The sequence below is a fragment of the Nocardia brevicatena NBRC 12119 genome (genome assembly GCF_000308495.1).
Taxonomy (GTDB): domain Bacteria; phylum Actinomycetota; class Actinomycetes; order Mycobacteriales; family Mycobacteriaceae; genus Nocardia; species Nocardia brevicatena.
This window is the reverse complement of the sequence record NZ_BAFU01000003.1, coordinates 16,153-42,231: the sequence shown is the minus strand read 5'-3', so window position 1 is coordinate 42,231 and position 26,079 is coordinate 16,153. Positions and strand designations below refer to the sequence as shown.

Sequence of the window (26,079 nt, the reverse complement as noted above, 5' to 3'; positions counted from 1 at the left end):
AGGAGCTGTGCCGGTGTAAGAGTTCCTAACAGAATCGGTGAACGTGTCGGTGGACGATGATGCAGGTGGCCAGGCCGAGGAATGCCTCGTGAATGTCGTCGCGTCGTTCCCAGCGGATGCGCAGTCTTTTGAAGCCGTGGTACCAGGCGATGGTGCGTTCCACGGTCCAGCGGATGCCACCGAGTCCGGAGCCGTGAGGCTGTCCGCGGCGGGCGATAACCGGGTGAATGCCCCTGTCCCGCAGCAATCGACGGTAGACGTCGTGGTCGTAGCCGCGGTCGGCGTACAGCCGCACGGGTCGGCGGCGGGGTGCCCGCGCACCACCGGCACCGTGTCGATCAGCGGCAGCAGTTCGGTGACATCATTGCGGTTGCCCCCGGTCAGCGACGCCGCGAGGGGGATACCCCGCCCCTCCCGAGGACGTGGTGTTTCGAGCCCGACCGGCTGCGGTCGACCGGGCTCGGCCCGCTTTGGGCCGCGTCGAGCCGCCCGCACGTGGGAGGAGTAGATGACCGCCCGCTCCCAGTCGAGCCGGTCGCCCGCGTGCAACTCGGCGAGCAGGACCTCGTGGAGCCTGCGCCACACTCCGGCCTCGTTCCATTCGGCCAGGCGGCTCCAGCACGTCATCCCCGAACCGAACCCGAGCTGTTGGGGCAGGTACTCCCACTGGATCCCGGTGTGCAGCACGAACAAGATTCCGCACAACACCTGCCGGTCCGGCAACCTCTTGCGGCCGGCCCGATTCACCCGCGGCGCGGGACGCGGCAGCAGCGGCTCGATCTGCTCCCACAGGTCATCCGGCACGATCCACGGTGGTCGCTCGCCCTTGCGCATACACCGCGTCTACCCGGTCATCGACCGGGGTAGACGGCCCTACCCCACAATTCTGTTAGGAACTCTTAACCGCAAGTACACAAAAGGACACAGACCGTCGGATGGAAGCTTCGAACTCACCTCGGCCCGCCTCTGGCGGGACTTACGGCCGAGGATTATATAACCAAGCGGATGCGGCGAAGGTGCTTCGAGAAGAAGCCTACGAGATTGGGCCGAGAGCGGCGTTACCTTGTTGATCGGACGCGAGCTGGCGCGGAAATGGACCGAACTTACCGAACGTCTGCGCGATGGCATTGCAAGATGGACAGGGCTTCTTGCGCATGACACCAAGTCTATCGGTCACACAGTCGAGGGCGCCGCCAATGAAATCACCGATGTCGAGAGCGGCGTTTCCGATATCGGAGACTCTATCGGTACGGAACCTCGCTTCAGCGACGAGGAATTCGCAGCCCGAATCGACTCCGATCGCAGCCGGCACAACACTCGACTGTTGACCGACGATGAAATCGAGGCACTACGGCTTGTGGACCCTATTCGAAGGAATGTTCAAAATTCGCCCGGTCTGACCGAATCCGACATCAGGATAATAAGTCGGTACACCGGCGCACACCACATGGAGTTGAACAAACCACTGCAGAATGGAACCCTAACCGATTTAGAAAGAGATCGAGTTGATGCACTCCAAAGAGCTCTCTCCAAATTGCCCGACTATCATGGTATAGTGCGCAGGGATACCAATCTTCGACCGGATGAGCTGGACCGCTACCAGCGTGGTGCGGTCATTACAGAGAAGAGATTCACCAGCACGACCGCAGGTGAAGAGGCGACTTTTCCTGGAAAAGTTGAGTTCAGAATCATATCAAAAACCGGAAAGTATATCGCACCTTATTCGTATACACCCCGCGAGCATGAAGTTCTGTTTCGACCCGGCGATCAATTCGAGGTGATCGACCGGAGGTCTGATCCACAACAAGGCCGCACAGTGATCTATATGGTTCAAATATAGATCACAGAAGCCACAACCTGGGCCGATGTCGGTGACGGTACGATACGGATCCGTCTTGCGGGGCCGAACAAGCACGAGTCCGAACCACCGCCCTTGCCGAACTGACGCTTGCTTTCCCCGGCGTTATCACCACCGCGATAGGCATATTCGGCCGAGCACCGACGACCGGCCCGGACAAGCCGGTAAACCCCACGCCGGCCGATGTTACGAATTACCCGGCTTGACCAGCGCATATATGTGAGTGGACCCTATCGGATCGGGCTCAGGCCAGCTGCCCGTGGCCTGAGGAAATCCCAGAGAGCGCGCACGCATCCGGGCTCCGGCTATGCCCCCGGGACGAGCGGAGGGGACGTAAGGGGATTTGTACGGGGAGAGCCGGAACCGGGCGGACGAATGTTTCTACACCGCGACGATGTTCAGCAGCGGTCCGAGCCCTTTGAAGTCATCTGGGTTGCGGGTGTACAGCGGCAAGCTGTACTGGACTGCTGTAGCCGCTATCTGGAGGTCGGCCACTCGTCCTCGGGGTTTACGCCCGATCTGTTCGAGGAGAAAAGCCAATGACCCGTATATGTTGGCCGTCTCGGCGTCGAACGCGAGGGGGTTGAACGATTTCGAGACCCACTGGAACTGGAGCTGACGTTGGGCTTGTTTCAGCGGGTCTTTGGTGGAGTGCAGTCCGGCGGCGAGTTCGGCAAGGCTTACCGCACTGATGGCGGCTTCCGCTTCATCGGGCAACGATGTTTGCACCTCGAGGTAATCGATGAGGACCGATGTGTCGAGCAGCACGTGCCGGGGGATGGTGGGTTCACTCACGATCAGGGAGCTCTTGGTCGATCATCGCATCCATATCGGCACGCCACTCGTTGTAGTCGATACGCGGCAGGCGGGCGCTGGTGCGGGCGAGTTCGGCGATGGGCACGAAGGTTCGCCGTGTCAGAGGCTTGAGTTCGGCGACAGGTTTGCCGTTGCGGGTGATAGTGAAGCTTTCGCCGGCTTCGACTGCGGCGAGGACTTTGCCGCTGTCGTTGCGGAGGTCGCGTTGCCGGATCGTTTTCATTACCCCAGGCTACCTATCCCGCTACCTGATGTACAAAGTGCTACAGACTGCTCCAGGAACGGGCTGCGGCCGGCATTTCGAGTCGGAAGGGCCGGGCTACACCTACGCCGACCCGTTCGATGACGACTCGGGCAGGGTCGCCCCGGCCAGGCGCAAGGTGTACGCACCAGCGGAGTGTGGACACAATGTGGGCACGGCACCCTCCGGCCGTTCCGCGGAGATGAAAAAAGCCCCTCACCTGCCGGAACAGATGAGGGGCGGAAGCGGTGGCGGAGGGATTTGAACCCTATCCGCCACCGCAGGTCAGGGCCGGAAATGCTGATTGAGCTGGGAAATTACATCACTGTGATTCACTCCCGATCACGCTCGATCAAGGTCGATTGTTGGGAAAATGTTGGGAATTTCGGACCTCATGACCGGTGCCGGAAAGCGGAGCGACCAGCGATTTTGTCGGCGCCGGCAAGATGATCGGCCGGGGGGTACTTATGAGCGAGTACCCCACGGCCGATCAGGTCAGGATGTCGCGAGGTGCTCGGCGACTTCCTCGGCCGTCCACCCGATCGGATGGCCCGCTACCACCGCACTGGTAGACGGGTCCACCAGGAAGTAGCGTCCACGATGGGCGGTGAGACGGTACCCGTGGCGCAATGCCAGACGGCGGATACGGAAATCGGTGAATGGCTGCATGACGGTCTCCTTCAGCGGATCGAATTCCGCGCCACGCCATGCCGCTTCCGATGATACCCCTACGCCCCGTCGACCTCGGCGGGTAGCTGACCGGTCGACCATCGAGCGTAGGTGTGCTGCGGGCTCACGGTGATCACGTCGGCGACCGCGACCAGCGACCGCGGCGCGATGCCGTCGAGATGTTCGAGGCTGGGCACAAACACGGCGTCCGCTCCGGCGCGCTGCACCGCCGACACCAGTTCGCCTACCGGATCCTCGGTGAACTCGCCGAACACGATCGTCTTGGCCAAGGAGTAGCCGAACCGCTGTGCCAGGGCGCGCATTTGGGCTTCGTCCCACTGCTGGTGGATGCCGGACTTGTCTTTCCGGAGATACCCGAGGGCCTTCGGTTTCGTCACGTTACGGTTCCCCTGTCATCCCGGTTATGCGCTGGTCCTCAGGCCTTCGGCGACGCGCTCGAGTAACTCCGCGTCGTCGCATGCGTCGGCATCCACGCGGGCGCCGGTGAGTTCCCAGATGGTCAGTGCGGTTTCGATCGCCTGAGAGCGCATCGGCGTCCGGTCCGGCAACGGTGATGGTTCGGCGTGGCTCATGCGTGGCCCCTGTCGTTGTCCCCTGCTGTTGGAAGGCACTCGGCGCCGGGGCGGTCGGGGAGTCAACCCGGCGCCGGGTGCTGGTTTCAGGTTCAACTCGGCAAAGGCTGTGAGGTGTCAAAGGTTTTGCCACACTGTTGTCAGGGGGTACGCCAGGATGTGAGGACTATGAGCAGGGAACACGACCGCGGCATCGGGCAGCGGGTGGCCGAGGCCCGCAAGCTCACCGGATGGACACAGGAACGTCTTGCCACCGAGGCGAATGTGTCCGTCTCGCTGGTGCGCAAGGTGGAGCAGGGTCGGGCGCCGGCGTCGCCCTCGTTTGTCAGTTCGTGCGCCAGGGCGTTGAAGGTGAGCGTGCCGTCACTGCTCGGACAGCCGTACCCGGTGACGAATTCCGCTGAGGGCGAGGTGCACGCGGCCGTCGCGGTGTTGCGCTCCGAACTGGCCGCCTATGATCTCGATCCGGTCGACCTCGAGGTCCGGCCCGTCGAGGCGATAGCGGCCGATGTGGATCGGATCCGGGAATACCGGCGGGCAACGAACTTCACCAGGCTCGCCGCGGAGCTGCCGGCCGTGCTCACCGAGGGCCGCGCCCTGGTGCACCGCACTCACGGCCGCGAGCAGGAACGGGCGTATTCGCTGCTGTTCGAGTTGTACTCGTCGGCGCGGAGTCTGGCACACAAGCTGGGATACACCGACCTGGCGACACTGGCCGTGGAGCGGATGACGTGGGCTGCCACCGCATCCGGTGACGATGTGCTGATCGGTGCGAGCCAGTTCCACCGCGCCCTGGTGCTCACGTCCTCGGGGGACTGGTCGACCGCGCTGGCGTTCCTCGAGCGTTGCCGGGCGGCCGTAGAACCGCGTGTAGGCGACGGCTCCGAGGGTGACCTTGTGGTGTGGGGTGGGCTGCACCTGCAATCCGGTTTGGCCGCGGCCAGATCCGGGAACCGTGACGGCGCGGACTCCCATCTCGCCGAGGCCCGGGAGGCTGCCGCGCGGATCGGTCACGACAATGACCCCATCATCACGTTCGGTCCGACGAACGTCGGTATCTGGTCGACCGCGCTGGCCGTGGAAATGCTCGACGGGCCCGAGGCTATTAACCGGGCGAGCAAGCTGGTCATTCCCACGGGCACACCACGCGGCCGGGCCGGGCATCACTACATCGACCTGGCGCGGGCGTTCCTGCTGAACAACGACCGGACCAACGCGCTGAATGCCTTGCAGACAGCGAAGCAGATAGCGCCGTCGCAGACTCGCTACCACCCGATGGTCCATGAGACCGTGCGTGTGCTGGCCCGGCAGGAGGCACGGAGCACGGAGTCCTTGCGCGGCTTCGCTGCCTGGTGCGGCATCAGCTGAGGGTGTCAATCCGGCCGACACCCCGGATTCCCCAGACCCGTAGCCGACCGGAGCAGCAATGCCGAAGGCTGGCAGGTCAGAGGGTGGTCGGGGGTGTGCCCCACCCCCGGTTTGGAAAAATCCCGTGGGGGGTCCTTGCCATCGCCGGAGGGGGCACGTCGGAGCCACGGGGAGGCATGCCCCCTATTTCAAGGTCAGAGCGTTATCCGCCGCGGCAGAACGGGTGGACCTGCCTCTCATCGTTGTAGCGGTCGCGTCGGCGCCGGTCGTCATCGGCTGCGAGGTAGTCGCTGTTGTCGAGGTAGAGCCGGTCCTGATCAGACCAGAACAGGTGATCACATCGGGAGAACATGACCGTGTGCCGCCTCTCATGTGTTGGCGCGACCCAGGGGAACGGGGTTGCCGTGTCTCCCTGGGTCGCGTGCCGTTGGGTTAGCTGGCGTCGGGTTGGCCGATGCGGACCACGGCCGCCTCATGCGGGAAGGCGAACGCCACGCGCATCGTGGCGCGCACGCCTACCCGGTCGCTTGAGAAGTAGGCGTCCTCGGAGATGGCGAGCGTGGTGTTGTTGCGCAGCACGGTGAACGAATCGGCCCGCGGGATGCCCCAGATATCGCCACCGGTGACGTACGGGGACGTGAGCAGCGGCACGCCGAGAATCGACCGCGCGCCGGGCACGGACGGGTCCGGGCCGAGCAGCGGCTTGTTGGAGCCGGTCGCCTCCTTGAGGGTCGCCAACTCCAGCGCGGTGTCCGGGTGGGTTACGAAGCTGGTGAGGGTGGCGCCGACGTTCTCCGCCTTGGCGATGGCTTCGGCGAACACGTCGGTGTTGGCGACACCGGCGCCGATGTCTACCGTCTGGTGCGCGGTACCGGCGATGCCGTCGGGGCCGTTGGCGGTGGCGGTGGCGAAGAACGCGCTATCGACCTTGGCGACGATGGAGCGGACCAGGCCGGCACCAACGAGGTTGAGAGCGGCCGGATTCGAGTCCGCGGCCAGTTCGTTGGACACGATGGTGAGGCCGGCCACCTTCTTCGGGGTGACCTCGAGTTCGTCGAATTCCTGGTCGTCCGGGGTGATTTCCTGACCTTCCGGCGTCCACTCGGCGGCCGGGTCGGCGGTGATGATGGGGAACTTGCTGGTGTTGGTGTCGGTGGATATCACCGTGGTCACGCGGAACGCGATCGAATCGCGCTGTACGGGCTGGACGATCAGCTGGTGGATCTGTTCGGGCAGTAGTCCACCGATGCCGGATGCACTGGTGTAGAGAGCCATGATGCTCGCCTTCGGGGTAGCGGGACAGGGGATCCGGGCGGCTACCAGCCGTTCCGGTTGCCCCGCTGGGGCGAGCGTGACACGGGCCGCGGCTCCGGGCCGGGCGTACCCGTGTCACCTCGTATGCTACTCGCCGCGGGCCTGGGCGAAAGCCTGAGACCAGTCGGTGCCGAGCGTGTCGCTACGGCCCGTCGCACCGGATTTCAGGCCGCGGGCGGGTGTGTGCGTCCGCTGGGCCCGCTTCCAGTGCGGTCGCTGCTCGAGCAAGCCCTGGATGGTGTCGCGGACCTTCTTCTCGTCGATGGCGCCGTCCTTGCCGCGGAGGTTGTCGAGTTCGGTTCCGGCCACCCACAAATCGGATGGGTCGGCCATCATCTCGGCGGCCAGGCGCTCGACTTCGGCACGCTCGTAGCCGGCCACCCGTTCGCGGAAGCTGTCTCGCTCGGTCTCGGTCTCGCGGAGCCGGCGCCGGTACTTCGCTGCCTCCCGGCCTTCGGGCTGCTGCTCGGCGTCGGTGTCGGGTGTCTCCGGTGCCGCGTCCGCGGGGACCTCGGCGTCGGTCGGGTCGGTGGTGGGCTGGTCACTCATGGTCGGTGTTCCTTCCGGTGTAGGGGGCGGTGACGTAGACGTGTTCGGCGACGCGCTCGATGCCGTCAGCGGTGATCTCGTAGTGGACGACTTCGGCCATGCCCTCGGGGATGTCGTCGGGCGGCTTCGGTGGGCGGGGTACGACGTCGCGCGGGGCACGGTGGTACTCGGGCCAACCGTCCCGGTCGGGGTCCTGCTCTGCTCCCATGTCGGTATCTCCTGAGGGTCGGGGGGCCGGGGGGTGGTCGGGGGGAGGACTCGCCTATGCCGGAGGAGGCGGGACGGGCCCTCCGGGGGTCACCCCCCAGGGTCCGGTCATGCCGCGTCCGTCTTCCTGGGCCGTCCACGCGGCTTGTGGGCACCGCGGACCTGTCCGGCCCATACCCCGATGGCTGCCCCGGCCAGTTCGCCGGCCACCACATCGCACGCCGATCGGACAGGGCATCGGTTGCACACCTTCTCCGCGGCGGCCAGGCGATAGGCGTAATCGTCGTCGGCTTCGCCTTGGGCGCGCGGGTCGAACATCTGCGCCAGGCCAACGCAGTTGGCACCGATGAGCCGGTCGTCGGCGAGCGTGGCGGCCAGTTCGACCACGGCCGGGAACCCTCCGGTGGTGCGGCGGCTCATGCTGCCCCCTGCTGTTTCTTCCACGCCTTGAACGCCGTGCGTGCGCGTTCGTCACGCCAGTGCAGACGCTCCTTGGCCTCACGCGCCGATTTCGGGGGCGGGTCGAGTTCGGCCATGGCTGCCAGATCCTCGGCCGGTGCGGACTCTTCGGGGTTGCGGTCGAACTCCTTGGCAGCGCGGACGATCGCGGACAGGCCGGTGTCGTTTTCGGTCAGCACGAACTTGCCGATCAGCGGCTCGCGGTCACCTACCGGACAGTGCTTGCGGAGTCCGCCGTGCCGGTCCTTGTGCAAGGACAGATACGCGCTGCCGCCCTTGCCCGGGGTGAAGGGCACATCAACCTTGACCCGGATCGAGGTACCGCCGAGGACGCGCCGTTTCGCTGCGGTCCCGGTCGGGCCGTAGGCGCGGGAGTCGGAGCCCTTGCTCAGGTGGTCGATTCCGATCACAGCGGCACCGACCATCACCAGCGGCTTGATGACTCGGGAGTGGCAAGCAGTGAATTCGTCGGCGCTGTTGCTGTTGCTGCCGTACATCGGCAGGAGCTCGCCGAGGCTATCGAGGACAACCAGGTCCGGCCGCCATTCCTTCATGTGCGCCACGATCAGATCCATGTGCACCCGATCCTCCGGCTCGACGTACAGGAACCGGCTGGGGTCGCGCAGCGCTTCTATCGGTGCGCCGAGTGCGATCAACCGGGCCACGGTGGATTGCGGGCCGTTGTGGTCGAGGTCCAAGCGCAGGACGCTACCGCCGGCGCGGAGTACCTCGGCGGTGGTGTGATCGCACACCAATGTCTTTCCGCACTCGGGGTCACCGAACAGCACATTGAATTGGCTGAGGTAGAACAGGCCGACCCCGTCGTCGCGAAGGCAGACGTTTGGAAACGGCGGTTCGGGCAGGGTGCCGTCCAGCATTGCGGCGATGTCGTAATAGTCGGGGTGCACCCGGGGTGCATCCGGGGTGAACCCGTGACCGTTTTCCGACTTGGGGTGCACTCGGGGTGCACGCTGTGAACCATTTCCCTCTGAACTGGGGTTTTCCTGTTCGGGGTGCACCCGTACCCCTATATGGGATGCATCCCGGGGTGCGTCTGCCATGAGCTGCACGCTCCGGGGGTGCTGCCCTCCTTCACGCAAGGCGCGCGGTACCGTCCGGGCGATCTCCTGCTCCGGCAATCCCGACACCCTTGCGGCCTGGGTGAGGGCGTCCAGGGCTTCGGATTCAGCGAGGTGGCCTGCCGACACCAGTTGGCCGATGGAGAACGCGGCGGTGTTGAGGGTGTCGTTACGCGTGCCCTCCACCGCGTTGGCGACCTTGTCGCATTCGTCGCGAAGGGCTGCCCGGGCATAGCGCAGGGCGGCGGGATCACCGGGGTTCGATGCAGGCAAGGTGGTTGCCGGACGGAGCGGCTGCACCTTCTCCGCCTCGAGGAGCCCGGCATGCATAAGGCGCTGCTTGAACGCGTGCACCTTCGGCCGATCCACCCGTTCGGCGTCGACCTGCTCTCGGTAGTGGTCGTGGCACGCACGGCAGTCACGGTCGAATCGTGGATGCCGGGGGCAATGGGCGGTCGGTTCGGGCAACGCGCCCGAGGGCGCAGCCGTAGCCGCGCCCTGGGTGTCTTCGCGTTCGATGGTCAACGACCACCGCCAAGGGTGGCCTCGGCGTGGTCGCGGGACTCGGCGAGCTTGGCCCGGATACCGATATTCGGGAGCGCTTCGTCGACCACTTCCAGCAACGGCGCCACGATGTTCCGCACCATCAACGACAACGCAGCCGCGGCGGTGTATCCGAAATCGTCGGGATCCAGCCGTGCCGTCCATTCCATGCCGATCCGGTCCAGCTCCGCATCATTGCCCGCGGCGGCCATCTAATACATGAGCCGGGTGGCGTTGGCTTGCAGGTCGGCGAGTTCGACGATGCCGCGGGGCACCCCGTCGTCGCCGATCACCATGAATCGATCCGGTGTCGCGCTCATGCCGCGGCACCTCCTTTCGTCTTGTCGGTACCGGCGGCGCGGCCGGTGTCGGTCCACCGATCGCCGGCCAGGTCTCGGCGCAGGGCGGCGTCCATGCGGGCCACGTAGGCGGCGAAGGAATCCACCGCCGACAGGACCGCGAGCTCTCCGCCTTCCCGCAGAACCACGGGGATCAGCTGGGACAGCGCCATCTCCATCTCCATCCGGTACCGGGACCGGATGATGGAGTGCGACCACTCCAGAGCGGAGTAATCCGCCGGTGTGGCACCGGGGCCGGTGTGATGCTCGTAGACGGCTCGGGCGTCGCTGGGGCAGCGGACCGCACGGCCGATAGAGGGGGCGGGGTGAGGGTGGGTCACAACCGCACCCCCTGACGCTCGGCGGCCTCCTGGTTGCAGCGATGCGCCCGGACCACTACGCCGACGACCCACCCGAGAGCGGGGTGATACCGCCATTCCGGGCCGTCCATCCGGCCACTGATGGCGATGTGCTCGGCGACGGCCAAAAGGCGCGTGACGGCCTCCCCGTCGACGCCATGCCGCGGGACGACGCGCACCCGGCCGTTGTCGCAGACGATGACGCTGCCGACCTTCACCCAGTCGCCCCGGTGTTCGAGCGTTCCGAACGGCGATTCGAGCTCGACGCCGAAAACGCGCGCCACGGTGGTATGCGCGATCACAGGGCCGCCCCCTGCTGCTCGCGGAACCACTCGGACGGGCGGACGCCGAGCGTCATTCCGATCACGAGAACTTCCGAAACCGTGGCTTCCGCGCCGTCGATCAGTTCGCCCATTCGGTAGGCGCCGATGCCGGTCTGTTCCGCCACCTCAAGCGGATCGGGACCGGCTTCGAGGGCGGCGAGCATATGCCGGTGTACGTCCTTGACCAGTCGTTCCGCAGCCGCGCGGCGGGCGGCGATCACGTCCCCCCAGGACAAGATCCAGCTCCGTGGGCCCGTCCTGCTCGGCGATCGGTTCGAGCCGGAAGCCGTCGAAAACGATCGGCCGGCCGATGCCGTCGACCTGGACGCGGTAGTACCCGTCATCGAACGGCGCCGGGATGACAACGCCGGTGCGATAGGTGCCGCTGCGTTGGCCGATGCGGTCGATTTCGGCGATACGCACCCGGTCGCCGGGACGGAATCGGGAGTCGGGGTTTAAGGTAGACATTGAGTCCTCGATTTGTGTGGTGGTCTCTTGGGTCCGGGAAGCGGTGGCACCCGCTCCCGGCCCGTTTTGGTTCCTGGGGATTTCAGAGGTCATGCCGCACCAACGGTGTTGGCGGACAGCCACTCTCGGAGTCCATTCCAGTCGTAGAGAATTCGACGACCCGCCTTGATGTAGGGCGGGCCTTCGCCTCGGTAGCGCTCCTGAGCCAAAGCGGCGACGGTTGTACGCCGGTACTCGGCTACCTCCTGCGGTGTCGCCAGTGGCATTCCCGGTGGCATTCGATGAGATCGGTCGGTCATGAGAGCCGCCTTCTGTTCGTATCTTGCAGATGATTGGGAAAAACCCGACCACACTCATAGTGATACACCCTCACCCAAAATTCAGCAAGTCCGCTATAGTCTGCAAAATGGGAACAAGGAGAGTTGAGCTCGGCCCGACCGGACAAACGGTTGCCCACAACGTGGCGCGCATACGGAAGACGCAGGGGCTCACGCTTCGCGATGTGTCGGACAGACTCACCGGTACTGACAGACCGCTGGCACACAACACCATCAGTGAGATCGAGCGCGGAGCCCGCCGGGTGGATGTGGACGACCTCGTAGCCCTGGCAGTGGCATTGAACTGCACCCCACTCGCCCTGCTACTCCCACCCACCAGCGCCGAACACGTCGTGTCGATCACGGGGGCCGAAATGCGGCCAGGGTGGGAGGTATGGGACTGGGGCAGGGGCGAGCGGCCGTTGCTGGTCGGGAAGCTCCTGGAGCGCGCATATCCGAATCTCGGAAAATCCGATCGGATACAAGCCGCTCGAGATCAGTACGAGATGAACAGCAATCCCAGCTTTCAAGGCATTGCGGGAGCACCCAACGTCTTCCGGGTGGTTGCACCAGAAGAAGGAGACCAGGAGGAGTCCGGACGTGGCGGCCGTTAGGTACAACAAGACCAAGCATCCTGGGATCTTCTGGTACGCAACGAAAACCAAGGGCAAACGGTATGTCGTGATGTACCGAGCGCCCGGCAGGAAAAACCCCGGGCCGAGCAAGCCGTTCTCAACCATCCGCGACGCCAAAGCGTTTCAGCACAACCTCGAGGTCCAGAAGGCGAATGGCGAGTACATCAACCCGGCGTTGGGGCGTATCACGATCGCCGAGCTCGCGGCAGGTCCCGACACCGATCCGAGCTCGGCGGGATGGCTGCGGCGGAAGAAGGCAGACACCGCGCCGTCGAACTACCGCACCCTCGAATCGTCGTGGCGGGTGCATGTGAAACCTCGCTGGGGAACAGTGCAGATCGGGGACCAGGCCGCGCTCAATGTCGGCACCGTCGAGACCTGGATAGCCGAAATGGTGGAGCGGGGATGCAGTGCGACCGTCGTCATCCGCGCCTACGGCGTACTCGCCGGTGTGCTCGATTCAGCGGTGAAGGAGAAGCGACTCCGAACCAACCCTGTCCGCGGCGTCGAGAACCTGCCCAAGAAAACCAGGAAGCGTCACGTCTATCTGACGGCCGCCGACGTATCGAAGATCGCGAAGGAATCCAATCGGCACCGTGTTCTCGTCCTGGTGCTGGCCTATTGCGGCCTGCGCTGGGGTGAGGCGATAGCCCTACGTGTCCGCGATATCGAATTCCTGCGCCGGCGCCTGACCGTCGCGGACAACGCCGTGCAGCTCGGCGTGGATCACGCCGTGGGCGAGACCAAGGGCAAGCGAGTCCGATCGGTGCCGGTGCCGAAGTTCGTGCTCGATGAGCTGGCAGAGGTCTGCAAGGGCAAGGGACGTGATGCTCTCGTGTTTCCACACCCGGACGACGCGGAGAAGTTCCTGCCACGACCGAAGTCGGATGACGGATGGTTCACGAACGCGGTCAAGCGCGCAAAGGTCCAGCAGGTCACACCACACGATCTCCGGCACACCTGCGCCTCGTTGGCGGTGTCGGCGGGCGTGAACGTGCCGGCGCTGGCTCGAATGCTCGGTCATAACGATCCGGCGGTGACCCTGCGTGTGTACGCCGACCTGTTCGACTCCGATCTCGACAAGGCCGCCGCGCTCATGCATGACGCATACGCGGCCTGATGTTGGGAAAATGTTGGGAAATCGGGTCTCGCTGACCCGATGAGGCACGAAAAAAGCCCCTGACCTGCGGTTGCAGACCAAGGGCTGTGGCGGTGGCGGAGGGATTTGAACCCTCGGAGGGGGGTTACCCCTCACACGCTTTCGAGGCGTGCTCCTTAGGCCGCTCGGACACGCCACCGCGGACAACCATACCGGAACCGCGGGATATCACTAAATCCGCTGGTCAACGTCGACCGTGGAAGAACGCGTCGAGGAGGGCGGCGCATTCGTCCTCCAGGATTCCGCCACGGACCTGGGGGCGGTGGTTGAGCCGACGGTCGCGAACCACATCCCACAGCGAGCCGACGGCTCCGGTCTTCGGTTCCCACGCGCCGAACAGCAGCCGCTCCACCCGGGCCAGCACCAGGGCACCCGCGCACATGGTGCACGGTTCCAGGGTGACGGCCAGGGTGGCACCTTCCAGCCGCCAGCCGTCACCGTGGACCTGCGCGGCCCGCCGCAGAGCGAGCACCTCGGCATGTGCCGTGGGGTCGCCGAATGCCTCCCGGGCGTTCGCGGCGCGGGCCAGTTCGCGACCGTCCGCGTCGAATACCACCGCGCCCACCGGAACATCCCGGGGGTCGGCAGATGCGGCGGCGGCCAGCGCCGCCCGCACCATCTCGGTCTCGGACAGCACCTCAGCGGGAGAGTTTGTCCAGTACCGCCGAGAGCTCGTTCGCGAAACCGAGCCGTTCGGCGATCTCGGCCAGCTGTTCGTCCGCGTACAGGTCGGTTTGCGAGAGAATCACACTGAGCACCGGTTCGGGCAGACCCAGATCGGCGAGCACACCGAGATCGCCTTCCTCCCACGGTTCGATCTCGTCCAGTTCGTCCGGATCGATATCGGGGATTTCGATGTTCAGGGCCTCCAGGACGTCGGCTGCGATGTCATAGTCGATCGCGGCGGTCGCGTCCGACACCAGCAAGCGGGTGCCGCTGGGGGCCGGTCGGACCACGACGAAGAACTCGTCATCGATGTTCAATAAACCGAAAACCGCACCAGAACTGCGGAGAGCTTTGAGTTCGTTCTCGGCGGCGGATAGGTTGGTGAGCGTTTCCGGGCCCAATGGACTGCACCGCCAGGTACCGTCTTCCCGGATAACGGCTACCGCGAACCCGTCCACGTCGTCGTAGTTGTCCGACGCCACCCTGTTCGTGCCGGAGCGCTGAGCTGCCATGGGCGCAACGGTAGTCGGCCGGGGGCCGATTGTTGAAGTCGTATGCGAATCTGTTCCGGTGACTGGTGACGGCCGAACGGCGCTCTGTGTCCTCGGGGTGGGACTGATCGGGGGTTCGCTGCTGCGCGCGGCGGCCGCGGCGGGATACGAGGTGTGGGGGTTCAATCGTTCGGCGGCCGGCGCGGACGCCGCCCGCGCGGACGGTTTCGACGTCACCGTCGATCCCATCGCCGCCCTGGAACGCGCCGCAGCGACCGACGCGCTGGTTACGGTGGCAGTGCCGATGCCCGCCGTCGACCCGATCCTGGCCACCGTGGCCGCCACCGCGCCCAACTGTGCGCTGACCGATGTGGTGAGCGTGAAGGCCCCGGTCGCGGCGGCCGTACGGCGACACGGCCTGGCCGAGAACTATGTGGGTGGCCACCCGATGGCCGGTACCGCACGTTCCGGCTGGTCGGCAACCGATCCCGACCTGTTCCGCGGCGCGGCCTGGGCCGTCGGGGTGGACGAGGGAACCCGGCCGGGGCCGTGGACCCGGGTCGTGCGCCTGGCCCTGGACTGCGGGTCCGTGGTGGTGCCGGTGGTCGCCGAGGAACACGACCGCGCGGTCGCCCGCGTCTCGCACCTGCCACATGTCCTGGCCGAGGCGCTGGCACTGGCGGGAGCCGGTGGAGGCGAGCTCGCGCTCGGATTGGCGGCGGGCTCGTTCCGCGACGGCACTCGCGTCGCCGCGACCGCCCCGGAACTGGTACGCGCCATCTGCGAACCGAACAGCGCTGCCCTGCTGGAGGTGTTGGACGAAACCCTGTCCGTCCTGTCAACAGCCCGTGACACGCTCGCCGCCGACGCCTCGCTCGCGGAACTGGCCGCGACCGGCCACACCGCGCGGGCGAATTACGAATCGGCGCGGCGGTGGGCGATCACCGATATCGATCCGGGCCGCGGCGATTGGCTGGAGCGGCTGCGGGAGGCCGGACACCGCGGCGGTGTGATCACCCGGTCGGCCGCGGATCAGATACGTTCGGCCAGTCCCGGATAGTCGAGGACGAAACCGTCCGGATCGACGGTGAGGGTCGCGCTGGAAACCGGGGACAGCACGCTGATCCCGTCGCTGCCGCTGCTGTAGGTGAGACTCGCCTCCTGCACGGTCAGCTCCGGCAGCCGCACATAGATCACCGGGACCTGCACATCCTCCACGGCGTGCTGCAGATCGAAACGGCGCACCGGCAGCGTGTTGAAGAACGGACTCAGCACCACGTCCACATCCAACGCTCCACCGAAGGTGGACCGGATATGCGTCTCGGTGGCGTCGACCATCCAGTAGTTCTCCCCGTCCCGCGCGATCGAGGCATGCCGCTCCCCCGCCGCCGTGGTACTGCGCATCGATAGCCGTTTGGTGGCGCCGTTCTCATCGGTGACCAGGTCGTACGACGCGCTGAACGCCGGGTGTTCGGCGCATCCACCGCCGATGATGCGGCCGGTGGCCCGGATACGGTTGCCGCTGAGTGTCACCCGGACCGACTCCATGCGGGTGGCATCGTGCGCGCGCCAGGTGAGAATCGCCGGCCAGCGCGCCGGCGCCGAGCCGTACTGCGGGCCCAAGGCTTGGTCGCTCACATCTGTCACATCTATACCGTAAGCGACACGGGGGCGCCCGTAGCCGATGTTCGCCCACGAGCCGTGGCGGCACCCGTCGACCCGGCGCCACCCCCGACGCCGGAGAATTATCGGGCCCGTGCCCGGCTCGAGTAACCTGCCTTTCGGTGGTCGGGCCGGATGAGGAGAGGATCTCGTGGCGGGCGCACGGATGGTGGGGCTGTTCGCCGGGATCGGCGGACTCGAGCTCGGTCTTTCCCGGCACGGCTGGCGGACCGAACTGCTGTGCGAGATCGAACCCGGCGCGCAGGCCGTGCTCACCGCCCGATTCCCCGAGACACCCCTGCACCCGGACATCACCCGGCTGCGTGCGCTACCCGAAGGAACCGAGCTGGTCGCGGCCGGTTTCCCCTGCCAGGATCTGTCCCAGGCCGGGCGTACCGCGGGAATCACCGGCTCCCGCTCGGGCCTGGTGGACGAGGTGTTCCGGCTGGTCCGGCGCAAACGCGGCCCGCGCTGGCTGCTGATCGAGAATGTCCCGTTCATGCTGCAACTCGGTCGCGGCGCGGCCATGCGCCACATCACCGACGCACTAGGGGAACTCGGCTACACCTGGGCCTACCGTGTGGTCGACGCCCGCTCCTTCGGACTGCCGCAACGCCGCAACCGGGTGCTCATGCTGGCCTCACGTACCGAGGACCCGCGCCCGGTGCTCTTCGCCGACGACGCGGGGCCGCGCACGGTGGGCGCCCCGGAGCACGACCCGTGCGGTTTCTACTGGACGGAGGGGGTGCGCGGGCTCGGCTGGGCGGTGAACGCGGTCCCCACCTTGAAGGGCGGTTCCGGTCTCGGTATCGCCAGCCCACCGGCGGTGCGCCTGCCCTCCGGTGAGATCGTGACCCCGGGGATTTCGGACGGTGAGCGGTTACAAGGATTCGACCCCGGGTGGACAGCGCCGGCGCTGGAGGTGCCCGGGTTCCGGCAGGGCCACCGCTGGAAACTGGTCGGCAACGCGGTGAGCGTGCGGATGGCGGACTGGGTGGGTGCCCGGCTGAGCGCACCCGGCGACCCGATCGTCCACGACCGGCCGCTGCCCCCCGACAAGCCCTGGCCGGTCGCGGCATGGGGGCACGCCGGCCACGCTTACGGCGTGCCGGTATCGACCTGGCCCGTGCACGAACCCTACGAGAACCTGAGCGACTTCCTCACCGAAGCCCGACTGCTCTCCGCCCGCGCCACCGCGGGTTTCCTGCGCCGCACCGGGATGGGCACCCTACGGTTCCCCGACGGATTCCTCGACGATGTGCAGTCCCACCTCGTCCGCATGGGAGGGTGGGCGGCATGAGCGGCCGGTACCGACAGCGTGACGTCGCCCGACGGGCACGGCGCGAGCTTCTCGCGGCGGAAGCAGCGGGGTATCGCATAACCATGGAAAAGTCGGAGTATGCCCGATGAGCGGCCGGTGCCGGCGCGGCGCCACGAAGGCGCCCGCCGAGCACGGTACGAGCGGCCCCCGGCGGAAGCAGCGGCATCGCGTGACCTGGGAGAGCGCCGGATCATGACGGAAGAACACGGCACGCACGACTCGGACGAGGCGCCGATCCGACAGGAGCCCCGTCCGCGAAGCTATCGGCCCGGCACCGACCCGGTGACCAGCGCCCGTATGTCCCGGCAGCGACGCGCCGGCACCAAACCCGAACTCGTCCTGCGCCGCGAACTGCACCGCCGCGGTATCCGCTATTTCGTGGATCGTGCCCCGATCCGCGGACAGCGCCGACGCGCAGACCTGGTGTTCCCGCGCCGCCGCATCGCCGTCTACGTGGACGGCTGTTTCTGGCACTGCTGCCCCGACCACGCCACCTACCCGAAGAACAACGCCGAATGGTGGGCCGAGAAACTCGCCGGCAACGTTGCCAGGGACCGCGAAACCGATGCCGCCCTGGCCGCCGCCGGCTGGCAGGTCATCCGCATCTGGGAACACGAGGACGCGATACTCGCCGCCGACCGCGTACAAGCCGCTCTCGACAGATGACCACATTCCCACGCGCCCGACCCTCCTCTGCGCCCCATCGGTTCGCGGTATCCACGGCGCTACTGTCATAGCGTGACCAGCGACACCACCGAGTTCATCGAAACCCGGCTGGCGGCGGTGACCGCCGCCACCACCCGCCTACTGGCCACCGTCGACACCCTCGACGACGCCGCGCTCCCCGAGCCGTCCCTGCTGCCGGGCTGGACCCGCGGCCACGTGTTGGCGCATCTGTCCCGCAATGCCGACAGCCTGGTCAATCTTCTGCTGTGGGCGCATACCGGCATCGAGACCCCGCAATACGCCAACGCCGCCCTGCGGGACGCCGATATCGAGGCCGGCGCTCCGCGTCCCCTCACCGAACAGCGCACCGACCTGGCGCAATCCGCCGACCGCCTGCTCGGCCTGGCCAAGGCCCTGCCGATCGAGAAATGGAACGCCGAGGTCCGCACCCGGCAGGGCCGGACGATCCCCGCGTCCCGGGTGCCGTGGATGCGTCTGCTGGAGGTCGAGATCCACCACGTCGACCTCGCCGCCGGATACACCCCGGCCGACTGGCCCGCCGATTTCGTGAACACGCTGCTACCCGAAATCACCGCGAGCCTGAGCCTTTCGGCGGAGGAAACGTTCGGAATCCACGCCGCCGACACCGGTTTCGAGACGGTCGTGGGCTCCGGCACACCGGACCGAACCGTCACCGCCCCCGCCTCCCGGCTGCTGGCATGGCTCACCGGCCGCGGCAAGGGCGAGGACCTACCCCAACCGCTGCCCGCGCTACCCGCCTGGCTCTGAGCCCCGCAACCGCCCCGACAAGATCCGTCCAGGCCATTTTCCTTGGGCCGCAACCCAACGTGGTGAGCCTTGCTAGCGTGTGTGACCATGGCCGCAGTGTTTCCGTCGCCACACGGGCTCCACGACAATATCGAGGCCCGCATCCTGGACGCGGCCCTGATCAGATTCGGTGAGTTCGGCGTGCGGAAAACCACCATCGAGGACATCGCCCGCGAGGCCGGTGTCGACCGGGCGACGGTGTACCGGCGGATCGGCTCCCGCGACGAGGTGGTGCAGGCGGTCGCCAGCCGCGAGGTGGCGGCGGTGCTCACCGAGGTGGACGCCATCTCCACCCGCCACGACAACTTGGAGGACCTGGTCGCCGATATCTTCGTCACCGTGATGACCCGATGGCGGGAACACGCCCTCGTGCAGCGGATGCTCGAACAGGAACCCGACCGCCTGTTGGAGAAACTCACCGTCGACGGCGGCCCGGTGTTCGCCATGTCGGTGGCGGCCACCCACTCGGCCCTGTGCCGCGCCGTCGACGCCGGCGCGCTCGACGAACCGCCGGACCTGCTGAACCGAACCGAGGTGCTGTGCCGGGTGGTGCACTCGATGATCCTGTGCCCGTCCGGGGTGGTCCCCCTCGACTCGGACCCCGACCTGGACGAATTCGCCCGCACCTATCTGGTTCCCATCGTGTCCGGCTGAAGCCGACCTCGAAAGACACGAAGACCTCTTCCACAGACCCCGTTGCCGCACAGGACGTTGCTGTGCTCCGGTGTGACGCGCCCCGGGATGTGACAATGCCGGGATGGAACTGCGTCGGGCATGTCGGACCGCAGGTATCGGCGTGGTGACCGTCAGTGGCCACGATGGTCCGCCTCGTTTGCATCGGGCCGTCCCGGCTTTGTCCACTCGATTGGTCATCGGTCTGAGTGCCCCCGATCGAGGTTCACTACGACGGGCAGGCCCGGAATGCCCAGGCGGTTGTGGCGGGGTTGATGCGGCCCGGGGTGGCGACTCCGATCGTGACCCTGCGATCGCAGCAGCCGACGGTCTATGTCGAGTTGTCGCCCTCGGCGTTGCAGCGGCTCACCGGAGTGCCACTGGGCGAGATGGACGCGGGCGGTGTCAGTGCCGATGCCGTTCTACCGTGGGTGAACTCCCTGGGTGAGGAGTTGGTGGACCACCCGGTCGATCACCAAGAGGCTCTTGTACGTGTTCGGCTCCTCGATCGCTTGTCTCGGGCCGATGACGTCAGAGCCTCCGAAGACGCCCTCCGCTCATTGGTCACGATCGAAGCCGGTGGCGGGACAACATCGGTTGAGGAACTGGCGCGGGACGCGCATCTGAGCCCCCGGCGATTGCGAGACGTGATGCGACACTCCCTGGGCATCACCCCCAAATTCGCTTCCCGCGTCGCGCGTCTGGCGTGCGCAGTGAGCCGTGCCGGCGCGGGCGCGGCTTCGTGGGCGCAGGTGGCAGCCGAATCCGGCTACCACGACCAAAGTCACCTTGTGCGTGAGTTCCGCGACCTCATGGACACGACGCCGACCGCGTGGCTCGTCGAAGAGGGCCGAAATCTACAAGGCCGGCGTCGCCCCTCCCCGTGATCATTGGGGCATGAGCAACGAACTGTACCCTAAGCTGCTGGTTTCCGACGCCGACTCCGCGATCGACTTCTACACCCAGGCCCTCGGAGCCGAGCTGAATCTCCGAGTCGCCGATGACCACGGTGTGGTGAACCATGCCGAATTCACCCTCGGCTCCGTCGTCTTCGCACTGGCGCAGAGTGTCGAGGAGTGGGGGTGGAACGATCCCGGATCAATAGGCGGGTCGCCCGTCCTGCTCACGCTCAACGTGTCGGACCCCGACGCGACAGCGGAGCATATGGTGAAGCACGGGGCCGAGCTCGTGATCCCGGTCGGCAACCGCCCCTATGGCAAACGGCAGGGCAGGGTGAAGGACCCGTTCGGCCACCTCTGGGTCATCAGCGGAGAATCTCGATAGGTCACGGAATTCGCCGAAGCGAACGCTTTCATGCCGTCCCCCACGGAAAGCGGCGGATGCGGTTCTCCCCGGTGCCAGGTTCGTGCGGCCTGTAAACCTCGTCTCCGACGAGCACGGTCACGCCCCAATCGGTGAGTCTGCGCATGGAGTCCCGGGTGGCGGGGAAGCTGATCTGCTGGCGCAGGCTGTCGACACACGGGCCATGCTCGGTAGGGCCGAGTTCGTCCTCGAGGGGCGACATGATTGCCGGGCACCCGGAACCGACTTCGAGCACAGCGCAAAGCGGTAGCCGAGTGGATGAATCGTTGAGAACCGGTATCAGAGAAAAGTTGGAGGCCCTTTTCGAGATATCAAAGAGGGCCTCTGATCAAGGGTGCATCCGAAGGGATTCGAACCCCTAACCTTCTGATCCGTCCGTGTGTACGTCTGTGTCCGCGATTGTTCACTGAAGTTGTTGCGCAGGAGAGGAATACGGGATAGTCCATGGCGCGATGTTCGCTGCAATCCGCGCGTGTGCGCGGGCGTTTGTATGGCCAAAGTAACGGCTCTTCAAGTCGGCTCTCTCCCCGGCACGCGGCCCTGGCCCTTCGTCACGCTGCGGTGCCGCCCGCGCTCAACCGGCTCATTACGAGTCGAATACGTCGTATCCGCACTGGTCGTGCCGGTGCCCGTACTCCTGTGTGAGGTGGTGATACGCCTCCATGGGAGTTCCATCGTGTCCGGGGTTATCTGGGTAACTTGTGACAACTCGGTGACAACGGGATGGCCCTGCTGAGTGGTGGCATGCGCATAGGTGGGGCTGGCTACCCGCCTGCCCCGATAGGGCCTGCCCTTCTCGTGTAGAGGCTCCGCGGTCAAGGGTGGCGTAGCCGTCAGCGAAGCTGACGCCGTAGGCGCCCTTGACGGTGGAGGGGCGCAGGAACACAATGCAGGCCAGCAGTCAGCAGGGCCACGCAGCCGGAGGCTGCGCTGAAGGAAGCACTTCACTCACGAGACTTCCTATGAAGTAGAGACTTACCCTTCCTCCGCTGCGATCGACCCACGCAACCCTGGAATCTCGGGTGGTGCAGCATCATGCTGCTGGGAGACGTAGGGCCGCAGCTCAGCGTTGTACATCCGCCAGAGGTTGCCCTCTCGTTCCATGTTTCCGGTCACCTCGACGAAAGTCCCGTCTTCGTGTGCGACAAGCGCAGCATGGTACTGGTCAACCTGATCGATCGTTACCCTCACCTTGTTTGCCTCATGTCCGTGAAAAATATCGATGCCAACCGTGCCCGGCTGATCCGATTCGGCTCGGCTAAGTAAGCGTACCTTGCCAACTATCGTTTCGGGTGCCCTCTCAGATTCGTCTTCAAGAAATCGCGCGGACACACGACTAAGAATAGTTGAATCCTCCGCCTCGAAGACATACTCCTTTTCGACTCGTGTAACGTCTATGCCAGTTCGAGCCAACTCAAACTTTATATTGGCTTCGGTGGCGCTTGCAGTGACTATCGACAAAGCTTTGGTTAGTTCATATGAAATCCCACCAGAAACCCCCTCTATAAAACCATCTAGGTTAGCGTGAGATCGGAAATGAGAAAGCGCATCAGATACCGCCTCAATCGAAGAAATAACCGATTCGGTGATATCTCTCGTATACACGAAGTCAACGTTTGGAAAACCTATTGTATCTGCCTTCAAAGCTTGCAGTGGAATTGCCTCTGATATCGGCGTATAGGCTGATATAACGTAGCTGCCAGGTTCGGTTTGCCCCATCATCACGGCATCCAAGAATCGGTTGGCGAACTGACCGTATAGATTTCGGTAATGGCGCCGCTTCTCACGAAAAGTTTTAGCACCCGAGAGGAGTATATTTCTGGCGCTCATTACGAATTCTTCCCCTTCACGCCAAGGGATTAACCCCGGCGGTGCACCCGTTTCCTTGCGCAGCTTCAGGACGTCCATCTCGCCCATTGACAACCTCGGCGATACGCCGCGGCGCCAGGCTTGCAGCCAGTGGCCTTGACTTAGAAATCGAACAACGCCCAGCATGTCCTCGACATAAGATGGCGAACTGGTATCCAGGGGCACTATGACCATCTGCGAGTGACGTGAAGCTTCTCCAGGCTCCCTCAGCCGGGCATACTCACCTCGCCGACCGCCCGCATATTGCCACCCGATCTCCTCCAGAGCGACGGTGAGCCTCTGGGGATTCCGTAAGGCGGCGGCCTCATCGGCCTGCAGATCAGAGTCCATGGAGGTTTCCATCCGATTCGAGCTTATCCATGATCCGAGTTAAGCCGTCAGCATCAAAGACATTGGATGTGGGAATCCTAATTACCGGCTGCGCCACTTCAGGAACGGTCATCCCTTCCAGATTTACCCAGTAGCAGCAGTAACGCATATTGAGACCGTCATGAGTGGCCATAGTCCAACCCGCCTGCTCCGGAGGGGTGCACATGACCACGAGAATCTTCTTCGGCGTACCCCTCAGCTGTGCAGCCTTTTGCATATCTTTTCGCGAATTAAAGCGATAGCTGAATTCACCTTTTGAGGAGTCAGGCTTACTTGGAGTCGTGTTCTTTAATTGCAGAAGCACGCTAACCTCCTCGATAAGCTCATCAGGCTGGCGCGTAATTATTGCATCTATCCCATTCATGTCCCGCGGCTGATGAAGGCATGTACAACCCGCTGTAGCTGCAATGCCTGAAACATACCCCTCTTGGAGCTGTTCCATGCAGTCCGTGAAGGTGCGTTTTACTACTGGAACGACAGCCATACGTCCCCACTCCTCGGCGCCGCAGACCCCATCATGGCCGCGCCGAACCGTGCCATTGGCGCGTCGCTGGGTCGGCCATGCGTTTAGGGTAGTTGCCGCAGCTCGGATGTGTGCGGCCCTCAACAGATTTCGGCAATGTTCCGTACCGCGTCACCTGGCACCGACGGTCGCGTAGGCTGAGACCAGAGGTTCTCGTTGACCGGGCGGACGGAACCACAGCCGGTGGACCGAAGGTGGACGGCCGGGGCCGCTCGACTGCGGGAGGCAAGCCGGGTACGGCTCTCGTCGTGCCCACACTTCTCGGTTATCGAAAACTCGGCAATTGTGGATCGTAGGGGTGCTGGCGCAGCGTGCGGCCGACGCACCGGCGCGCCGGGCAGCGAGGTACGAGCAAGGCCGTTGCGCGCCGGTGCGCAGCACCGGCGCCTCTTGATCCTGTACGGCGGAATTCGGCAACAACCCGCAGCTCGACACCCACAGTCCGACACCTGAAGGCCATGCGGTGCGCCTAGAGAATCGGTTGCATACCGGTTTTCACGCTGAAACCAACTCTGAACACAACTACGGCGAATGCCGATGGGAAGCAATCTGCTCCCGTTTCTATACCGGCAATTACATGTGTCGTTGTCCCTCTGGGTGGGACTGCGCTGGTGCTTGGCCCGGCACTGAGAGTGAGGGGTGCTCGAGTAGAGCGTTCCATGCCATCCTCCACGGAAAGCGGTGAATGTAGTTTTCCCCGGTACCGGGTTCGTGCTGTTTGTAGACCTCGTCTCCGACAAGCATGGTCACGCCCCACTCGGAGAGCTTCCGCATGGCTTCCTGAATGGCAGGGAAGCTGATCTGCGCCCAGTTGGAGAACGGCATAGCCACCACCGGCAACCCCTTCCCGACCGCTTCGACCAATAGACCGAGCGGCAAGGTATCGGAGACGCCGGCCGCCCATTTCGCCAGAGAGTTGCAGGTGATCGGGGCAACGATCATCCCGTCGGCGGGCGGGAGCACATCCGGGGCGTCGGGTTCCTTGTATTGGCTGCGCACGACATGACCGGTCTTGGCCGTGAGCGCATCGACATCGATGAATCTGCACCCGTCGGGAGAGGCGATTACGCACACATCCCACCCGTCGGCTTGGGCCAGATCGACCAGTTTGCCGATATCACGTGCAGCGGGAGAACCGGTCACGATGGCGTAGAGGATGGGGCTTCCCTGATCGTTCATACACCCATGGTGTCAGCTCCGCACTCCACACCACGCGGCGAAGTTCGCCAGGCTGTGCGTCGAACGGGCGTCACTGACCGCGAGCGCGTGGATCGTCTCGTGTACCTGCGGGTGATAGCGGGTCAACTGGGGTGCGATCCGGCGCGCCTGTTGAAGCGCCTCGAGAGCACGGCGCCGGTCGCCGTGCAGCAGCCAGGCCCGAGACAGATCGATCCAGTAATGCCCGCTTCTGCTGGGTGCGGTACCTGGTGGAAGCCGGATCGTGGCCGCACGGGTAACCGCAGCCGTACCGTCGGACCCTTCGACCGGGACCGCGACCCGATGAATATCGACATTGGTCGCGCTGAACTTGGTGCCGTAGAAGTTCGCACGTTCCTGGCCGGGCGCTGTATGCGCTGTGGCGGTGACAAGGTGGGCGTCGGCGAGGTCGCTGTCGCCGGTGCGGGCGGCCAGAATCGACGCCCGCAGATGTAACGCGCCACGCACCGCCGCTGCGGCGCCATCGGTGGGGGCAAGATCGGTACAGGCTGCGGCCCGGTCGATTGCGCGCAGGCCAACCCGGTAGGAACCGTCGAACAGCAACATCAGGGCGTGGTTCCACTCGGCGACAGCTGCTCGCAGCGGATCGTCTCCCAGTGCGGCGGCCGCACGGGCGCGTTCATCGGCCAGGTGCGCCAAGTCGAGGTGCCCGAGCCGGTACAGCGATACCACCGCATATGAATACGCGGCCGACAATAACTCCCTCACCGCTGGTTGTTCCGAAACAGGAAGATCGCGGCACGCCCGGTGCAGGTGTCGGAGGGCATCGGGAAGAGCCCGCACGGCTTCGGCGTGCTTGGTTCGCCGGTCGTACTCCTTGATCCGCGCCACATCCGTGCGCAGCTCGGCGATGCTGCGAGTGTCGGTGTCCAGCTCCGGATCGTCACCTTCGACCAAAAGCCAGGCGCAGGGCGGGGACACCGGCCTGCTCGGACTCCGGCGTGGCATTGCGTGATTTGTACGGTTGCTCGGTGATATCGGTGACACTCACCGACAGAGCCCGCGCTACCGCCGCAACGAACGTTGGGCTCGCGGGCCGTTCCCCGCGTTCAACCTTGCGCAGCAGCGAATACGAGACGCTCGCCTGCCGCGCGAGACCATGCTGTGTGATGCCACGAATCTTTCGCAGTTCCGCGACTCGATCGCCAATACCCGCCCGCTGTTCGTCGCCCATAT

36 protein-coding genes and 1 tRNA gene are annotated in these 26,079 nt (G+C 65.1%); 12 read left to right on the top strand and 25 right to left on the bottom strand.

Annotated features, from left to right (window positions below; all coding sequences use genetic code 11):
* The coding region (locus ON20_RS40900; protein WP_438803360.1) for an IS5 family transposase at window positions 1-834 on the bottom strand (834 nt) is incomplete at its 3' end.
* 229 nt (window positions 835-1,063) lie between these two features.
* Between ON20_RS40900 and ON20_RS33860 the strand changes: the two genes are divergently transcribed.
* Window positions 1,064-1,840, top strand: coding sequence for an ADP-ribosyltransferase (locus ON20_RS33860; protein ID WP_083864429.1), 777 nt, complete (start codon window positions 1,064-1,066; stop codon window positions 1,838-1,840).
* Window positions 1,841-2,239: 399 nt separating this feature from the next.
* On the opposite strand, the gene ON20_RS00900 is transcribed toward ON20_RS33860, so the two are convergent.
* From ON20_RS00900 to ON20_RS35980, 5 genes are all read right to left on the bottom strand, one after another.
* Window positions 2,240-2,653 carry a type II toxin-antitoxin system VapC family toxin gene (locus tag ON20_RS00900; RefSeq protein ID WP_040832884.1) on the bottom strand — a complete coding sequence of 138 codons (414 nt, stop codon included), beginning with the start codon at window positions 2,651-2,653 and terminating at the stop codon, window positions 2,240-2,242.
* Complete coding sequence (locus ON20_RS00895; protein ID WP_040832883.1) at window positions 2,646-2,897, bottom strand: type II toxin-antitoxin system Phd/YefM family antitoxin; 252 nt, start codon at window positions 2,895-2,897, stop codon at window positions 2,646-2,648. The genes ON20_RS00900 and ON20_RS00895 overlap by 8 nt, the downstream gene beginning before the upstream one ends.
* A 513-nt stretch (window positions 2,898-3,410) precedes the next feature.
* Window positions 3,411-3,584, bottom strand: a complete 174-nt coding sequence (locus ON20_RS35985; protein ID WP_157228634.1) for a hypothetical protein — start codon at window positions 3,582-3,584, stop codon at window positions 3,411-3,413.
* A 59-nt stretch (window positions 3,585-3,643) separates the two neighbouring features.
* On the bottom strand, window positions 3,644-3,982 hold the full coding sequence (locus tag ON20_RS00890; protein ID WP_040832882.1) for a hypothetical protein: 339 nt from the start codon (window positions 3,980-3,982) through the stop codon (window positions 3,644-3,646).
* A gap of 24 nt (window positions 3,983-4,006) precedes the next feature.
* Window positions 4,007-4,177 (bottom strand): hypothetical protein, encoded by a 171-nt coding sequence (locus ON20_RS35980; protein WP_157228633.1) that lies wholly within the window; start codon window positions 4,175-4,177, stop codon window positions 4,007-4,009.
* Window positions 4,178-4,345: 168 nt separating this feature from the next.
* On the opposite strand from ON20_RS35980, the gene ON20_RS00885 reads away from it, so the two are divergent.
* Window positions 4,346-5,545 carry a helix-turn-helix domain-containing protein gene (locus ON20_RS00885; protein ID WP_040832881.1) on the top strand — a complete coding sequence of 400 codons (1,200 nt, stop codon included), beginning with the start codon at window positions 4,346-4,348 and terminating at the stop codon, window positions 5,543-5,545.
* A gap of 432 nt (window positions 5,546-5,977) precedes the next feature.
* On the opposite strand, the gene ON20_RS00880 is transcribed toward ON20_RS00885, so the two are convergent.
* From ON20_RS00880 to ON20_RS00840, 9 genes are all read right to left on the bottom strand, one after another.
* Window positions 5,978-6,820, bottom strand: coding sequence for a phage major capsid protein (locus ON20_RS00880; protein ID WP_040832880.1), 843 nt, complete (start codon window positions 6,818-6,820; stop codon window positions 5,978-5,980).
* 126 nt (window positions 6,821-6,946) lie between these two features.
* Complete coding sequence (locus tag ON20_RS00875; protein ID WP_051161336.1) at window positions 6,947-7,408, bottom strand: hypothetical protein; 462 nt, start codon at window positions 7,406-7,408, stop codon at window positions 6,947-6,949.
* Window positions 7,401-7,616, bottom strand: coding sequence for a hypothetical protein (locus tag ON20_RS00870; protein WP_040832879.1), 216 nt, complete (start codon window positions 7,614-7,616; stop codon window positions 7,401-7,403). Before ON20_RS00870 ends, ON20_RS00875 begins: the two co-directional genes overlap by 8 nt.
* A gap of 107 nt (window positions 7,617-7,723) precedes the next feature.
* Complete coding sequence (locus tag ON20_RS00865; RefSeq protein ID WP_051161334.1) at window positions 7,724-8,035, bottom strand: WhiB family transcriptional regulator; 312 nt, start codon at window positions 8,033-8,035, stop codon at window positions 7,724-7,726.
* Window positions 8,032-9,678, bottom strand: a complete 1,647-nt coding sequence (locus tag ON20_RS32695) for an AAA family ATPase (RefSeq protein WP_051161332.1) — start codon at window positions 9,676-9,678, stop codon at window positions 8,032-8,034. The genes ON20_RS00865 and ON20_RS32695 overlap by 4 nt, the downstream gene beginning before the upstream one ends.
* Window positions 9,675-9,908 carry a hypothetical protein gene (locus ON20_RS00855; protein ID WP_051161330.1) on the bottom strand — a complete coding sequence of 78 codons (234 nt, stop codon included), beginning with the start codon at window positions 9,906-9,908 and terminating at the stop codon, window positions 9,675-9,677. The genes ON20_RS32695 and ON20_RS00855 overlap by 4 nt, the downstream gene beginning before the upstream one ends.
* Window positions 9,909-10,012: 104 nt before the next feature.
* The gene (locus tag ON20_RS00850) at window positions 10,013-10,375 is read right to left on the bottom strand and encodes a hypothetical protein (protein ID WP_040832878.1); all 363 of its coding nucleotides are present in this window, start codon (window positions 10,373-10,375) and stop codon (window positions 10,013-10,015) included.
* Window positions 10,372-10,695, bottom strand: a complete 324-nt coding sequence (locus tag ON20_RS00845) for a hypothetical protein (RefSeq protein ID WP_040832877.1) — start codon at window positions 10,693-10,695, stop codon at window positions 10,372-10,374. Before ON20_RS00845 ends, ON20_RS00850 begins: the two co-directional genes overlap by 4 nt.
* Window positions 10,692-10,880: a hypothetical protein gene (locus ON20_RS00840; RefSeq protein ID WP_040832876.1), complete on the bottom strand. Its 189-nt coding sequence runs from the start codon at window positions 10,878-10,880 to the stop codon at window positions 10,692-10,694. The genes ON20_RS00845 and ON20_RS00840 overlap by 4 nt, the downstream gene beginning before the upstream one ends.
* Before the next feature lie 16 nt (window positions 10,881-10,896).
* On the opposite strand from ON20_RS00840, the gene ON20_RS00835 reads away from it, so the two are divergent.
* From ON20_RS00835 to ON20_RS00825, 3 genes are all read left to right on the top strand, one after another.
* A complete protein-coding gene (locus tag ON20_RS00835) occupies window positions 10,897-11,175 on the top strand; it encodes a hypothetical protein (RefSeq protein WP_040832875.1) in 279 nt (92 codons plus the stop codon).
* A 337-nt stretch (window positions 11,176-11,512) separates the two neighbouring features.
* Complete coding sequence (locus ON20_RS32690) at window positions 11,513-12,115, top strand: helix-turn-helix domain-containing protein (protein ID WP_306306809.1); 603 nt, start codon at window positions 11,513-11,515, stop codon at window positions 12,113-12,115.
* Between the two features lie 70 nt (window positions 12,116-12,185).
* The gene (locus ON20_RS00825) at window positions 12,186-13,256 is read left to right on the top strand and encodes a tyrosine-type recombinase/integrase (protein ID WP_051161347.1); all 1,071 of its coding nucleotides are present in this window, start codon (window positions 12,186-12,188) and stop codon (window positions 13,254-13,256) included.
* Window positions 13,257-13,343: 87 nt separating this feature from the next.
* On the opposite strand, the gene ON20_RS00820 is transcribed toward ON20_RS00825, so the two are convergent.
* The 3 genes from ON20_RS00820 to ON20_RS00810 form a co-directional block, all read right to left on the bottom strand.
* Window positions 13,344-13,434 (bottom strand) — tRNA-Ser (locus tag ON20_RS00820).
* 45 nt (window positions 13,435-13,479) lie between these two features.
* Window positions 13,480-13,914 (bottom strand): nucleoside deaminase, encoded by a 435-nt coding sequence (locus tag ON20_RS00815; protein ID WP_040832899.1) that lies wholly within the window; start codon window positions 13,912-13,914, stop codon window positions 13,480-13,482.
* 19 nt (window positions 13,915-13,933) lie between these two features.
* Window positions 13,934-14,473 carry a tRNA adenosine deaminase-associated protein gene (locus tag ON20_RS00810; RefSeq protein WP_040832874.1) on the bottom strand — a complete coding sequence of 180 codons (540 nt, stop codon included), beginning with the start codon at window positions 14,471-14,473 and terminating at the stop codon, window positions 13,934-13,936.
* Window positions 14,474-14,531: 58 nt separating this feature from the next.
* On the opposite strand from ON20_RS00810, the gene ON20_RS00805 reads away from it, so the two are divergent.
* On the top strand, window positions 14,532-15,512 hold the full coding sequence (locus ON20_RS00805; RefSeq protein WP_040832873.1) for a prephenate dehydrogenase: 981 nt from the start codon (window positions 14,532-14,534) through the stop codon (window positions 15,510-15,512).
* Here the strand turns inward: ON20_RS00805 and ON20_RS00800 are convergent.
* Window positions 15,485-16,000 carry a putative glycolipid-binding domain-containing protein gene (locus tag ON20_RS00800; RefSeq protein ID WP_051161345.1) on the bottom strand — a complete coding sequence of 172 codons (516 nt, stop codon included), beginning with the start codon at window positions 15,998-16,000 and terminating at the stop codon, window positions 15,485-15,487. The two genes, ON20_RS00805 and ON20_RS00800, sit on opposite strands and share 28 nt — an antisense overlap.
* A gap of 280 nt (window positions 16,001-16,280) precedes the next feature.
* On the opposite strand from ON20_RS00800, the gene ON20_RS00795 reads away from it, so the two are divergent.
* From ON20_RS00795 to ON20_RS00770, 6 genes are all read left to right on the top strand, one after another.
* Window positions 16,281-17,414: a DNA cytosine methyltransferase gene (locus ON20_RS00795; protein ID WP_040832897.1), complete on the top strand. Its 1,134-nt coding sequence runs from the start codon at window positions 16,281-16,283 to the stop codon at window positions 17,412-17,414.
* Between the two features lie 318 nt (window positions 17,415-17,732).
* Window positions 17,733-18,101, top strand: coding sequence for a very short patch repair endonuclease (locus ON20_RS00790; RefSeq protein WP_040832896.1), 369 nt, complete (start codon window positions 17,733-17,735; stop codon window positions 18,099-18,101).
* 72 nt (window positions 18,102-18,173) lie between these two features.
* Complete coding sequence (locus tag ON20_RS00785; protein ID WP_051161326.1) at window positions 18,174-18,890, top strand: maleylpyruvate isomerase family mycothiol-dependent enzyme; 717 nt, start codon at window positions 18,174-18,176, stop codon at window positions 18,888-18,890.
* 87 nt (window positions 18,891-18,977) lie between these two features.
* Window positions 18,978-19,583 (top strand): TetR/AcrR family transcriptional regulator, encoded by a 606-nt coding sequence (locus ON20_RS00780; protein ID WP_051161343.1) that lies wholly within the window; start codon window positions 18,978-18,980, stop codon window positions 19,581-19,583.
* Window positions 19,584-19,810: 227 nt separating this feature from the next.
* Complete coding sequence (locus tag ON20_RS00775; protein ID WP_245546915.1) at window positions 19,811-20,488, top strand: helix-turn-helix domain-containing protein; 678 nt, start codon at window positions 19,811-19,813, stop codon at window positions 20,486-20,488.
* A gap of 10 nt (window positions 20,489-20,498) precedes the next feature.
* On the top strand, window positions 20,499-20,885 hold the full coding sequence (locus ON20_RS00770; RefSeq protein WP_040832872.1) for a VOC family protein: 387 nt from the start codon (window positions 20,499-20,501) through the stop codon (window positions 20,883-20,885).
* 28 nt (window positions 20,886-20,913) lie between these two features.
* Here ON20_RS00770 and ON20_RS32685 read toward each other — a convergent pair whose 3' ends face one another.
* The 6 genes from ON20_RS32685 to ON20_RS00745 form a co-directional block, all read right to left on the bottom strand.
* Window positions 20,914-21,126, bottom strand: a complete 213-nt coding sequence (locus ON20_RS32685; protein ID WP_157228632.1) for a hypothetical protein — start codon at window positions 21,124-21,126, stop codon at window positions 20,914-20,916.
* 773 nt (window positions 21,127-21,899) lie between these two features.
* Entirely contained in the window at window positions 21,900-23,123 is a 1,224-nt protein-coding gene (locus tag ON20_RS35975) for a hypothetical protein (protein ID WP_157228631.1), read from the bottom strand.
* On the bottom strand, window positions 23,113-23,646 hold the full coding sequence (locus ON20_RS33850) for a DUF4365 domain-containing protein (protein WP_083864424.1): 534 nt from the start codon (window positions 23,644-23,646) through the stop codon (window positions 23,113-23,115). The genes ON20_RS35975 and ON20_RS33850 overlap by 11 nt, the downstream gene beginning before the upstream one ends.
* 612 nt (window positions 23,647-24,258) lie before the next feature.
* Window positions 24,259-24,864, bottom strand: coding sequence for a flavoprotein (locus ON20_RS00755; protein WP_051161323.1), 606 nt, complete (start codon window positions 24,862-24,864; stop codon window positions 24,259-24,261).
* A gap of 12 nt (window positions 24,865-24,876) precedes the next feature.
* Window positions 24,877-25,824: a hypothetical protein gene (locus tag ON20_RS00750; protein ID WP_157228630.1), complete on the bottom strand. Its 948-nt coding sequence runs from the start codon at window positions 25,822-25,824 to the stop codon at window positions 24,877-24,879.
* On the bottom strand, window positions 25,787-26,077 hold the full coding sequence (locus tag ON20_RS00745; protein ID WP_040832869.1) for a helix-turn-helix domain-containing protein: 291 nt from the start codon (window positions 26,075-26,077) through the stop codon (window positions 25,787-25,789). The genes ON20_RS00750 and ON20_RS00745 overlap by 38 nt, the downstream gene beginning before the upstream one ends.
* Between the last annotated feature and the right edge of the window lie 2 nt (window positions 26,078-26,079).

Bases quoted from the DNA above. Each gene is read 5' to 3' on its own strand.
- ON20_RS00875 (WP_051161336.1), bottom strand. From the start codon at position 7,408: ATGAGTGACCAGCCCACCACCGACCCGACCGACGCCGAGGTCCCCGCG.
- ON20_RS00880 (WP_040832880.1), bottom strand. From the start codon at position 6,820: ATGGCTCTCTACACCAGTGCATCCGGCATCGGTGGACTACTGCCCGAA.
- ON20_RS00840 (WP_040832876.1), bottom strand. From the start codon at position 10,880: ATGCTCGCCGCCCTCGAAGCCGGTCCCGATCCGCTTGAGGTGGCGGAA.
- ON20_RS32690 (WP_306306809.1), top strand. From the start codon at position 11,513: ATGATTGGGAAAAACCCGACCACACTCATAGTGATACACCCTCACCCA.
- ON20_RS35975 (WP_157228631.1), bottom strand. From the start codon at position 23,123: ATGGACTCTGATCTGCAGGCCGATGAGGCCGCCGCCTTACGGAATCCC.
- ON20_RS00870 (WP_040832879.1), bottom strand. From the start codon at position 7,616: ATGGGAGCAGAGCAGGACCCCGACCGGGACGGTTGGCCCGAGTACCAC.
- ON20_RS00795 (WP_040832897.1), top strand. From the start codon at position 16,281: ATGGTGGGGCTGTTCGCCGGGATCGGCGGACTCGAGCTCGGTCTTTCC.
- ON20_RS00800 (WP_051161345.1), bottom strand. From the start codon at position 16,000: ATGGAGTCGGTCCGGGTGACACTCAGCGGCAACCGTATCCGGGCCACC.
- ON20_RS00815 (WP_040832899.1), bottom strand. From the start codon at position 13,914: ATGGTGCGGGCGGCGCTGGCCGCCGCCGCATCTGCCGACCCCCGGGAT.
- ON20_RS33850 (WP_083864424.1), bottom strand. From the start codon at position 23,646: ATGGCTGTCGTTCCAGTAGTAAAACGCACCTTCACGGACTGCATGGAA.
- ON20_RS00855 (WP_051161330.1), bottom strand. From the start codon at position 9,908: ATGGCCGCCGCGGGCAATGATGCGGAGCTGGACCGGATCGGCATGGAA.
- ON20_RS00895 (WP_040832883.1), bottom strand. From the start codon at position 2,897: ATGAAAACGATCCGGCAACGCGACCTCCGCAACGACAGCGGCAAAGTC.
- ON20_RS00810 (WP_040832874.1), bottom strand. From the start codon at position 14,473: ATGGCAGCTCAGCGCTCCGGCACGAACAGGGTGGCGTCGGACAACTAC.
- ON20_RS00865 (WP_051161334.1), bottom strand. From the start codon at position 8,035: ATGAGCCGCCGCACCACCGGAGGGTTCCCGGCCGTGGTCGAACTGGCC.
- ON20_RS00755 (WP_051161323.1), bottom strand. From the start codon at position 24,864: ATGAACGATCAGGGAAGCCCCATCCTCTACGCCATCGTGACCGGTTCT.
- ON20_RS00780 (WP_051161343.1), top strand. From the start codon at position 18,978: ATGGCCGCAGTGTTTCCGTCGCCACACGGGCTCCACGACAATATCGAG.
- ON20_RS00745 (WP_040832869.1), bottom strand. From the start codon at position 26,077: ATGGGCGACGAACAGCGGGCGGGTATTGGCGATCGAGTCGCGGAACTG.
- ON20_RS32685 (WP_157228632.1), bottom strand. From the start codon at position 21,126: ATGTCGCCCCTCGAGGACGAACTCGGCCCTACCGAGCATGGCCCGTGT.
- ON20_RS00790 (WP_040832896.1), top strand. From the start codon at position 17,733: ATGTCCCGGCAGCGACGCGCCGGCACCAAACCCGAACTCGTCCTGCGC.
- ON20_RS00770 (WP_040832872.1), top strand. From the start codon at position 20,499: ATGAGCAACGAACTGTACCCTAAGCTGCTGGTTTCCGACGCCGACTCC.
- ON20_RS00885 (WP_040832881.1), top strand. From the start codon at position 4,346: ATGAGCAGGGAACACGACCGCGGCATCGGGCAGCGGGTGGCCGAGGCC.
- ON20_RS35980 (WP_157228633.1), bottom strand. From the start codon at position 4,177: ATGAGCCACGCCGAACCATCACCGTTGCCGGACCGGACGCCGATGCGC.
- ON20_RS00825 (WP_051161347.1), top strand. From the start codon at position 12,186: ATGTACCGAGCGCCCGGCAGGAAAAACCCCGGGCCGAGCAAGCCGTTC.
- ON20_RS35985 (WP_157228634.1), bottom strand. From the start codon at position 3,584: ATGCAGCCATTCACCGATTTCCGTATCCGCCGTCTGGCATTGCGCCAC.